The sequence below is a fragment of the Roseateles sp. P5_E1 genome (genome assembly GCF_054049335.1).
The window spans coordinates 1-9,799 of record NZ_JBFUMN010000097.1 but is presented as its reverse complement, the minus strand read 5'-3'; the positions used below and the strand labels follow the sequence as shown (position 1 = coordinate 9,799).

The following is a 9,799-nucleotide window of genomic DNA, read 5'->3' as shown; positions in this document are numbered from 1 at the left end:
GGGCTGATGCCGAACCGGCGACACAGCGCACGCACGTTGGCGCCGTCCTGGCGGGCCAGGTGCACGAATTCTTCACGCAGGGACACGGTGCTCTTCTCCGTCCAGACCATGGGCTTCTTCCGGGGCTTCTAAACCCCGAAAGCGTTACCCATGTCCTGGCACACCCGTTACCTATGTCCCCGGTCTATACACGGGGCCAGAAGAAAGTCACCAAAGAAGAGGCCCTGAACCGCACACGATCGCGGCGCCGCCGTCAGCGGCGCGCGAAAACGTCCAATGGCGTTGCGGGACGACGCGACCCGCTGCGCTCTCGCTGCTGTCCCTGTCGCCAGCACCATCCATCGCACCACCTGCCCGCTTAACGCGCGGCTGCACGCCGGGCTCACCACAAAACCAAATACAGCATCGCTCGGGCGACGCGATCGCTGCGCAGCATCCACCTGGCGTCGCCCCAGCGACGCGGTATTCCCTGATGAGCCCGGCGTGCAGCCGGTGTTAACCGGCTTGAAGGCGCGATCGCTGGCGCTCTTCACAAGTCGTGTGCGAGAGCGCAGCGGTTCGCTTGTAGGCCCGGCGTTACTCCGAGCTTGCGAGCGCCTCGTCCCGCTCGGGTGCGGATTGCATTAGCGCTCCTCTTTTGGTGACTTTTCTCTGGCGCGTTGTTTGGACCGGAGACATGGGTAACACCCGTGCCAGGACATGGGTAACACCTTCTCAAGTGTCCACCGGCTGCTCGTGCAGGTCGAACTGCGTGAAGCGCTGATGACAGAAGTACACGTCGTACACGCTGTCGCATTCGGAGCTGGGGCGGATGCCGATGGGCAGTCCCTTCAACGCGCTGGACACATGCAGTCGGCGGCCCTGGAAGTGAAGGAAGCCGTTCCAGCCGACGTTAACGACGCAGTCGGTGTCTGGGTACTCGATGGGGTGCAACGCGGCGCTGTAGGCCACCGCGCTGGGCCGGTAGCGCTGCACCGGGGTGCCCAGGTCCAGCGCGTCGTGCGGCCGCTCGCAGTTGTAGCTCGGGCGCCAGGCGTCGAACGCGCGCTGCACGGCCTCGAAGTCCGTGAAGTGCCGCCCGGCCAGCACCTCCACGTCCAGCGTGCGATGGAACCGCTCCAGCTTGCCGTTGGTCTGCGGATGGTGCGGGGCGCTGAAGCTCACCTGCACGCCCAGGCGGATCAGCCAGATGGCCAATTCGCTGAGGCTGTGACCGCGCCCGCTGGGGCCGCCCCAGGGCGAGCCGTTGTCGGCGTTGATGCGCAGCGGCAGCCCGTAGCGTTCGAAGGTCTGGACGAGTTGCTCCCTCACCGAGGGCGTGTCGGTGCGCGCCAGCGCCTGCAGTCGCAGGTTGAAGCGCGAGTGATCGTCCAGCAGCGTGAGCGCCTGGCAGCGCCCGGCCAGCGTGGGGAAGTGGCCCTTGAAGTCGATCTGCCACAGGCTGTTGGGCGCGTCGTGCTCGAAGCGTTGCCAGGGCCGAGCGGTGTCGCTGGCCGCAGGGCTGACCAACCCATGGCGATGCAGGATGTGGGTGACGGTGCTTGGGGCGACCTGCGCCTGTCCGAGGTCCATCAGCCRCCGGGCGATCTTGCGGCCACCCCAGGCGGGGTGTTCGCGGCGCACGCCGAGCACGGCTTGCTCGATGGCGTCGCCACTGCGGGCGGGGCTGCTCAGCGGGCGACGGCTGCGGTCATGCAGCGCCTGCGCATCGCCCGCGCAGGTTTCGAAACGGCTCAGCCACTTGTAGCCGGTCTTGGGGCTGATGCCGAACTGGCGACACAACGCGCGCACGTTGGCGCCGTCCTGGCGGGCCAGGTGCACGAACTCTTGACGCAGGGACACGGTGCTCTTCTCCATCCAGACCATGGGCTTCTTCCGGGGCTTCGAAACCCCGAAAGCGTTACCCATGTCCTGGCACACCCGTTACCCATGTCTCCGGTCCAAACAGCGCGTCAGAGAAAAGTTACCCGCCCTCGCGGGGCGGATTCCCGCGGCATTGCACCGGGTCGGAAGGCTCCTCGCAAAAGCAACCTCCGTATTTCGACCCCGACACAATCTGCCGATCCGCCCGATACATCGCGGCGATGCAATGCCTTCATCCGACACAGAAGGAGCTGCAATGCACCACGATCACGACGCCAAGCATGACCACGACCTGGGCCTGGCCCACGACCTGAGCCGCCTGCACCAGCAGGCCTTCGAGCGGCGGACCGCGCTGCGCTGGCTGCTCGGCGCGGGCGCCGTGTCGCTCAGCGGCGCCGGCGCGATAGCGCTGACCGGTTGCGGCGGTGGCGGCAGCAGCGCGACGAGCGACTCATCGTCCTCTTCTTCATCGGGCTCCTCCGGCGGCAGTTCCGGCACAACGACCAGCAGCTGCTCCGTCATTCCCAGCGAGACCGAAGGCCCCTACCCGGGCGACGGATCCAACACCGCCAATGGCAGCGTCGCCAACGCGCTGGCCCTGTCGGGCATCGTGCGCAGCGACATCCGCGCCAGCATCGCCGGCGCCAGCGGCGTAGCCACAGGCGTGCCGCTTCAGGTCATCATCGAGCTTGTGAACACCAACGCCTCCTGCGTCGACTTGTCCGGCTACGCCATCTACCTCTGGCATTGCGATGCACTGGGTCGCTATTCGATGTACTCCAGCGGCGTGACCGGCGAGAACTACCTTCGCGGCGTGCAGGCCACCGCCACTGACGGCACGGCCACCTTCCAGACCATCTACCCGGGCTGCTACTCGGGCCGCGTGCCCCACATCCACTTCGAGGTCTACCGCAGCACGACGACGGCGACCAACTGGAACAACAAGCTGCGCACCTCGCAGCTGTGCTTCCCGTCGGACTCGAACACCGCCGTCTACGCCACCAGCGGCTATGGCAACAGCGCGGCCAACAACAATGCCATCAGCCTGTCCAGCGACGGCATCTTCAGCGACGGTTATTCGACGCAGCTCGCGACGATGACGGGCTCGGTCAGTGCCGGTTATGTGGCCCGTTTGAAAGTAGGTATTGCCGCATGAGTGGGATCGAGCGCCGGGCCGCCTCTAGCCGAGCCGCATCCCCTCGAGGGATCGGTCGGTGTACCCACCGGACGAGGGGCTGACATGCATTGCCTCGTTGTCGACGATGACGCCGAGATCCGCACCAGCCTGACGGCCTATCTGGAAGGCTTTGGCTGGCGGGTCAGTGCGGCGGCCGACGGACGGGGCATGCGCCAGCAGCTGACGAGCGACCAGGTCGATGTCATCGTGCTCGATCTGATGCTGCCCGGCGAAGACGGCCTGGCGCTGCTGCGCTGGCTGTCCACGCGGGCCGATGCGCCGCCGGTGCTGATGCTGACCGCACGCGGCGACACCATGAGCCGCGTCGTCGGCCTGGAGCTCGGCGCCGACGACTACCTCGCCAAGCCCTTCGAGCCGCGCGAATTGGTCGCGCGCTTGCAGGCCCTGGTGAGGCGGGCCAACAAGGGCGGCCAGACCCTGGCCGAGGACACACGCCTGCTGCGCTTCGGCCGCTGGCGCTTCGACCGCATGACGCGCCAGCTCATCAATGCCGACGACGTCGGCATTGCCCTCTCCAGCGCCGAGTTCCGGCTGCTCGGCGCCTTCGTGCAGCGACCGGGCCGCGTGCTCAGCCGTGACCAGCTCATCGAGCTGACTCGCGCGCCCGGCGTTGAGGTCAATGACCGCAGCATCGACCTGGCCGTCTCAAGGCTGCGCGCCAAGCTCGGCGACACCGCTCGCGAGCCCAGCCTCGTGCGCACCGTGCGCGGCGAGGGTTATCTTTTCGATGCCGAGGTGAGCCCGTGCTGAAGCCATGGAAGGACTGGGATCGCCTGGGTCTGCGGCTGTTCCTTTTGATGTGGGCCGCGTTGGCGCTGAGCCATCTGGCGGCCTGGAGCCTCGTGGCGCAGACGCTGCACGGGCCGGGCATGGACGGGCGCCCTGGGCCACCCCCGATGCATGCCCACAGAGGCCCGATTTCTCCGCCGGCTGGTGGCTTTGACGACGCCGGCCCGCCACCGCGCGGTGAACACGTCGCCCGCGTGCCCACCTTCCCGTCGCTGCCGCCCAGCTTGCCCTGGCGCTCCAGCCTGCTGGATTACGGTGTGCGCCTGCTCGTCATCGCGTTGGCGGCCTGGTGGGGTTCGCGCTGGCTGGCCCAGCCTGTGCGCCGTCTCGTTGCCGCGGCGCAGGGGCTGACGCCGGCGCTCGCCCAGGGCCGCCCGGCGCCCGCGCTCGACGAGGCCGGCGGCACCCGCGAGGTGCGCGACGCCGCCGCCGTGTTCAACCGCATGGCGGCCGAGCTGAGCGGCCAGTTCGAGGAACGCGGCCTGATGATCGCGGCCATCTCCCACGACCTGCGCACGCCGCTGACCCGTATGCGGCTGCGGCTGGAGACGGGCGAGGTGGAAGCCGGCGTGCGCGAGCGCTGCGTGGAGGACATCCGCGAGATGAACCGGCTGGTGGAGAGCGTCATCGAGGTGTTCCGTCCCGCCGAGGCGGCCGAGGCCCAGCGCGTCGATCTGTCGGCCCTGGCCCAGTCCGCTGTCGACGACCTGGCCGAGACGGGCGCCACCGTCAGCTTCACCGGCCCGCCGGCTGTCGTGCGAGCCGATCCGGTCGCTCTGCGTCGCGTGGTCGACAACCTCGTCGGCAATGCGCTGCGCTATGCCGGCCAGGCCGAGGTCAGCGTCGACCTGTCGGCCGGTGTGACGCGGCTGGTGGTGGAAGACAACGGCCCCGGCATCCCGGAAGCCGAGCTGGAGCGCGTGCGCCAGCCCTTCCGCCGCGTCGAGGGCTCGCGCAATCGCCAAACCGGCGGCACGGGGCTGGGCCTGTACATCGCTCAGCAACTGGTGCGCCGGCAGGGCGCATTGCTGGTGCTCAGCAACCGGCCAGAAGGTGGGTTGCGCGCGGAAGTCGTCTTCTAGGCGCCTCGCGCATAGCGCGCCGGTGGCTGGCCCACGTGGCGCGTGAAGGCCACGCTGAAGGTGCTGGCCGAGCTGTAGCCGACGCGCTCGGCCACGTCGGCCACGCCCAGGCTCTCGTCGCGCAACAGCCGCCGCGCCAGGGCCATGCGCCAGGCCAGCAGATAGCTCATCGGCGCCACGCCCACCGCGCGGCTGAAGCGTTCGAAGAAGGCCGAGCGCGACAGCGCAGCCTCCTTGGCCAGTGAGGCGACGGTCCAGGCCTGGCCCGGCGCTTCGTGCAATTGGCGCAGCGCGGCGGCCAGGCGCACGTCGGCCAGGCCGCGTACCAGGCCCGGCGACGCGGCGGTGCCGGCCGCACAGCGCAGGGCCTCGATGAGCAACACCTCCAACAACCGCGCCAGCACCTCGTCGCGCGCGGGCCGCTCGGCGCCCGTTTCGTCGATGAGCAGCCGCACCAGCGCCGTAAACCGCGGCTCGCCGCGCACATGCATCAGCTGGGGAAGCAGCGAGACCAGCAAGGCCGCATCCGGCGAGCCGAAGCTGCAATGCCCCACCAGCAGCCGCACGTCGGCCGGGCCGTCCGCGTTGCCGACGCGGTAGCTGCCGTCCGCCAGCCGCTCGGGCAACGTCAGGGGCAAATCCGCCGCGGCCGGGCCGGCGCTGCTGGTCGTGAAGGGCAGCGCTGCGGGCACGAGGGCGAAGTCGCCGGCTTGCAGGTCCAGCGGCGGCTGCCCGTCGACCGTGAGGCGGCACGCGCCTTCCAGCACGACGGCATAGAAAGGCAGGCCGGCGTCCGTGCGGCGCACCCGCCAGTCGCCCGCACCGGCTACCACCTTGGAAAAGCGTGCGCCGGGCTGCAGGAGACCGACGACTTCGGCGAGGGGATCGGTCACGACAGGACGTTTGCCAATGTTTTGCGGACTTTTGATTGTAGGTAGTCCTGCTGCGCCGCCCTATCGTGGCGCATCCCCCAACCCCCAGGAGTTCCCCATGAAAACCGTGCTCATCACCGGCTGCTCGTCCGGCTTTGGTCTCGAAACCGCACGCCATTTCATCGACCAGGGCTGGCAGGTCATCGCGACGATGCGCACGCCGCGCGACGATCTGCTGCCGCGCAGCGAACGCCTGCGCGTGCTGCCTCTGGACGTGACCGACGCCACCAGCATCCGCTACTGCGTGGACGCGGCGGGTCCCGTCGACGTGCTGGTCAACAACGCCGGCATCGGCCTGCTGGGCGCGCTGGAAGGCATCCCGATGGCACAGGTGCGCGAGATCTTCGAGGCCAACACCTTCGGCACGATGGCGATGACGCAGGCCCTGTTGCCGCAGATGCGCCAGCGCCGCTCGGGCATCGTCATCAACGTCACGTCCAGCGTGACGCTGAAGGCGTTGCCGCTGCTGGCCGTCTACACGGCGAGCAAGGCGGCGGTGAATGCGTTCACCGAGTCGCTGGCGTTGGAGCTGCATCCCTTCGGCATCCGCGCCTGCGTCGTGCTGCCGGGCCGCTCGCCCACCACCCGCTTCGCCGAGAACGCGCGCTCGCGCATGCAGGGCAGCATTCCCGAGGCCTACGCGGAGCTGGCCGAGCGTGTGTTTGCCAGCTGGGCGCAACAGCCGGCGGGCGAGGTCACGCATGGGCAGGATGTGGCCCTGGCTGTGTGGCGCGCGGCCACGGACCCCAGCTGCCCGATGCGCCTGCCCGCAGGTGCCGACGCGGTGGCGTTGGCGGCCTGACGGCTCAGGCGGCTGGCGCGAGGCGCGGCGTCAGGCCGCGCGACGCGCAGAAGTCACGGTAGCCGGCGATCACGTCGGCCGTCGTGATGTGCCGTTGCACCGTGCCGTCGGCCGCCACATAGTCCACGTCGCCGCGCACGACGACGTGCAGCACCAGCACCTCGTCGCCGACGGCCTCCCAGCTGTCGACATTGCCGACGGGTTCGAAGACATAGTCGCCCGCGCCGATGACGCGGCCGTCGTCCAGGCGGCGCTGGCCCTGCAGGTTCAGGCCGTGCACCTCGCCGTGGTGGCGGTGCAGCGTCAACTTCGTTCCAGGCGTGAGCCGCATCAGTTCCACCCAGCCGCCATCGGCAAGGAATTGCAGCGGCAGCGACCACTTGCCCGGGCCTTCGGGGATCCAGGCGTCCAGGCCGGCGCGCCGCAATGCTGCGTCGACATGGGGCCGGACATGGGGTTGCAGGCCGTCGAAGGGTGTCGTCATCGAGCTCATGGCAATCTCCTGTGTTGCAGGGCGCTAGAGTGCCGGCTTGCATGGCTCCACAAAAGAGCCAAATTGAAGAGAAGACATGGAGCCAAGCCTGGAACTCGATCTGCAGCTCGCCGCGCGCGGTTCGCGCCTGGCCAGCCTGCATGCGGCGCTGCGTGACGCCATCGCCACCGGGCGCCTTGCACCTGGGCTGCGCCTGCCGTCGTCACGCGAGCTGGCGGCGCAGGTGGGCGTGTCACGCAACACCGCGGTGGCCGCCTATGAGTTGCTGGCGTCCGAGGGCTGGCTGGAGTCGCGCGGCGCGGGCGGCAGCTTTGTGGCCGAGCTGCCGCGGGCCGCGGTGGGCGTTTCGGACCGCGCCAGCGTGGCGCCCTGGGCCGACAGCCGGTGGCTGCGCGGCGAGGGTGGCGGGTGGCCGGCAGCGCTCACCAGCGGCCCGGCACCGGCCTATCACTTCAAGACCGGCATGCCGGACACGGCGAGCTTTCCTTTTGACGTGCTGCGCCGCCTGCAGACGCGCGCGCTGCAGGCCGCCGCGCGCGAGCCGGCAAGCTACCCGCCGGCGCAGGGCCTGCCGGCGCTGCGGGCCGCCATCGCGGGCCATGTGTCGTCGTCCCGCGCGGTGGCTTGCACGGCGGACGACGTGGTCATCACGGCCGGGGCGCAGCAGGCCTTCGACCTGATCGCGCGCGTGCTGGTCACGCCGGGTCGGACGCTGGCCGCTGTCGAGAACCCAGGCTACCCGCCGCTGCGCGCGGCCCTGCTGGCTGCGGGGGCGAGGCTCGCGCCGATACCGCTGGACGCTGAAGGGCTGGTCGTGAGCGCCCTGCCGACGGAGACACGCATCGTCTGCGTGACGCCGTCGCACCAGGCGCCGCTGGGCATGGCGATGTCGCTGCCACGCCGGCGCGACCTGCTGAACTGGGCCGCCGGGCACCACGCCGTCGTCATCGAGGACGACTACGACGGCGAGTTCCGCTTCACGTCGCGGCCCTTGGATGCCTTGAAGACGCTGGACCGCGATGGCCGCGTCTTCTATGTCGGCACCTTGTCCAAGAGCATGCTGCCGGCGCTGCGCCTGGGCTATGTCGTCGCTCCCGCCTGGGCACGCGAGGCGCTGGTGGCAGCCAAGCATGCGGCCGGTTTCGGCACGCCGGCGCTGACCCAGGCCGCCGTGGCCGACTTCATCGCCGAGGGCCATCTGCTGCGGCATGTGCGCCGCATGCGCGCCGAGTACGCCGAGCGGCGCCGCGTGCTGGAGCAGATGCTCAAGCGCCATATGGGCGATCGGGTGGAAATCTTCTCCGCCATTGCGGGCCTGCACCTGGCCGTGGCGCTGCCCGGCGTCGATGCCGACGAGCTGACGCGTCGCGCCTGGGCCGCCGGCGTCGGCGTCGAGCCGCTGAGCCGTTATTCGCTCGGGGAGGGCGGCGTGTCCGGCTTGGTGCTGGGCTACGGCAGCGTCACGGCGGCGCGCATTCCCGAGGCCGTGCGGCGCCTCGCAAAAGCGCTTGGCACCCTCTGAATCGCTGAACTTGGCTCTGTGACCGGACGACCGGGCTGCCTAGGCTGCAGGCCTGGCAAATCACGGAGCACACCATGGCCCACTTCATGTGCCGCACCTGCGGCACCGAACACGACGACAGCGCCCAGCCGCCGGGGCTGTGCCGCATCTGCAGCGACGAGCGTCAGTACGTCGGCTGGCAAGGGCAGGCCTGGACGACACATGACGAGCTGGCCACCCTCCACCGCAACCGGCTGGAGATGGATCACAYGCTGTTCGGCATCGGTGTCGCGCCGGGCTTCGCGATTCCGCAGCGGGCGCTGCACCTGCCCGAGGCAGGTGTGTTGTGGGAGAGCACGGCCCTTGTCACAGAAGAGGCGGTGGCTGAGCTGAAGCGGCGCGGTGGCGTGGAGCGCATCGCCATCTCGCACCCGCACTTCTATTCGGCCATGGTGCGCTGGAGCGAGGCGTTGGGCGGCGTGCCGATCTTCGTGCACGAGAACGACCGCGAGTGGGTGGCGCGCTGTTCGCGCTGGGTGGAGTTTTGGCGCGGCGACACGCTGGACCTGGGCCGCGGCGCGACGCTGTTGCGTTGCCCGGGGCACTTCCCGGGCAGCACGGTGCTGCACTGGTCTGGCGGCGGAAAGTCGCTGTTGCTGGCGGGTGATGCGCTGCATGTGGCGCAGGACCGGCGGCATGTCAGCTTCATGTACAGCGTGCCCAACCATGTGCCGGCAAGGCCGGCGTTGGTGAGGGAGACGCAGGCGAGGCTGCGGGGTGTTCAGTTTGACGACGTGTATGGGTTCACGTGGGGGCTGAACATCATTGGCGGCGCGAGGGCGGCGGTGGATGCGTCGTTTGAGCGGTACTTTGAAGTGGTAGGTGGGTAGGTAGTTGGTTGGATGCTTTGCGCAGCGGGTGTTTGCTCGGTGCATTGCCGGGAGTCCCGCCCGGCAGCGGGGTAACTTTCTTCTGCGGGGCTGTATAGACCGGAGACATGGGTAACACCCGTGCCAGGACATGGGTACCAACGTCGGCTCGCGCAGGTCGAACTGCGTGAACCGCTGATGGCAGAAGTACACGTCATGCAGGCCATCGCACTCCAGGCTCGGGCGGATGCCGATGGGCAGTCCCTGCAG

The 9,799-nt window shown here is 69.2% G+C and carries 9 protein-coding genes; 6 read left to right on the top strand and 3 right to left on the bottom strand.

From position 1 onward, the window contains the following. Positions 1 to 714: 714 nt before the first annotated feature. Complete coding sequence (locus tag ACXJKJ_RS29550; protein WP_457394789.1) at positions 715 to 1,866, bottom strand: IS481 family transposase; 1,152 nt, start codon at positions 1,864 to 1,866, stop codon at positions 715 to 717. A gap of 253 nt (positions 1,867 to 2,119) precedes the next feature. Here ACXJKJ_RS29550 and ACXJKJ_RS29545 point away from each other — a divergent pair, with 253 nt between their 5' ends. The 3 genes from ACXJKJ_RS29545 (at position 2,120) to ACXJKJ_RS29535 (ending at position 4,932) form a co-directional block, all read left to right on the top strand. Continuing rightward, entirely contained in the window at positions 2,120 to 3,019 is a 900-nt protein-coding gene (locus ACXJKJ_RS29545) for a peptidase associated/transthyretin-like domain-containing protein (protein ID WP_056194594.1), read from the top strand. An 84-nt stretch (positions 3,020 to 3,103) separates the two neighbouring features. Beyond that, positions 3,104 to 3,811 (top strand): response regulator, encoded by a 708-nt coding sequence (locus tag ACXJKJ_RS29540; protein WP_056194592.1) that lies wholly within the window; start codon positions 3,104 to 3,106, stop codon positions 3,809 to 3,811. Continuing rightward, a complete protein-coding gene (locus ACXJKJ_RS29535) occupies positions 3,805 to 4,932 on the top strand; it encodes an ATP-binding protein (RefSeq protein ID WP_457394785.1) in 1,128 nt (375 codons plus the stop codon). The genes ACXJKJ_RS29540 and ACXJKJ_RS29535 overlap by 7 nt, the downstream gene beginning before the upstream one ends. Here ACXJKJ_RS29535 and ACXJKJ_RS29530 read toward each other — a convergent pair. Further along, positions 4,929 to 5,825 (bottom strand): AraC family transcriptional regulator, encoded by an 897-nt coding sequence (locus ACXJKJ_RS29530; RefSeq protein ID WP_457394782.1) that lies wholly within the window; start codon positions 5,823 to 5,825, stop codon positions 4,929 to 4,931. The genes ACXJKJ_RS29535 and ACXJKJ_RS29530 overlap by 4 nt on opposite strands. A gap of 97 nt (positions 5,826 to 5,922) precedes the next feature. On the opposite strand from ACXJKJ_RS29530, the gene ACXJKJ_RS29525 reads away from it, so the two are divergent. Beyond that, positions 5,923 to 6,666: an SDR family oxidoreductase gene (locus ACXJKJ_RS29525; protein WP_457394780.1), complete on the top strand. Its 744-nt coding sequence runs from the start codon at positions 5,923 to 5,925 to the stop codon at positions 6,664 to 6,666. Positions 6,667 to 6,670: 4 nt separating this feature from the next. On the opposite strand, the gene ACXJKJ_RS29520 is transcribed toward ACXJKJ_RS29525, so the two are convergent. After that, complete coding sequence (locus ACXJKJ_RS29520) at positions 6,671 to 7,159, bottom strand: cupin domain-containing protein (protein WP_457394776.1); 489 nt, start codon at positions 7,157 to 7,159, stop codon at positions 6,671 to 6,673. A gap of 76 nt (positions 7,160 to 7,235) precedes the next feature. Between ACXJKJ_RS29520 and pdxR the strand changes: the two genes are divergently transcribed. Both pdxR and ACXJKJ_RS29510 read left to right on the top strand, forming a co-directional pair. After that, positions 7,236 to 8,681, top strand: a complete 1,446-nt coding sequence (gene pdxR / locus ACXJKJ_RS29515) for a MocR-like pyridoxine biosynthesis transcription factor PdxR (RefSeq protein ID WP_457394774.1) — start codon at positions 7,236 to 7,238, stop codon at positions 8,679 to 8,681. A 74-nt stretch (positions 8,682 to 8,755) separates the two neighbouring features. After that, positions 8,756 to 9,550, top strand: a complete 795-nt coding sequence (locus tag ACXJKJ_RS29510; RefSeq protein ID WP_457394771.1) for a hypothetical protein — start codon at positions 8,756 to 8,758, stop codon at positions 9,548 to 9,550. Positions 9,551 to 9,799 lie beyond the last annotated feature (249 nt).

What these genes read in the sequence shown, in the direction of transcription:
- ACXJKJ_RS29520 (WP_457394776.1), bottom strand. Translation starts at nt 7,159, where the DNA reads ATGAGCTCGATGACGACACCCTTCGACGGCCTGCAACCCCATGTCCGG.
- ACXJKJ_RS29545 (WP_056194594.1), top strand. Translation starts at nt 2,120, where the DNA reads ATGCACCACGATCACGACGCCAAGCATGACCACGACCTGGGCCTGGCC.
- ACXJKJ_RS29525 (WP_457394780.1), top strand. Translation starts at nt 5,923, where the DNA reads ATGAAAACCGTGCTCATCACCGGCTGCTCGTCCGGCTTTGGTCTCGAA.
- ACXJKJ_RS29540 (WP_056194592.1), top strand. Translation starts at nt 3,104, where the DNA reads ATGCATTGCCTCGTTGTCGACGATGACGCCGAGATCCGCACCAGCCTG.
- pdxR (WP_457394774.1), top strand. Translation starts at nt 7,236, where the DNA reads ATGGAGCCAAGCCTGGAACTCGATCTGCAGCTCGCCGCGCGCGGTTCG.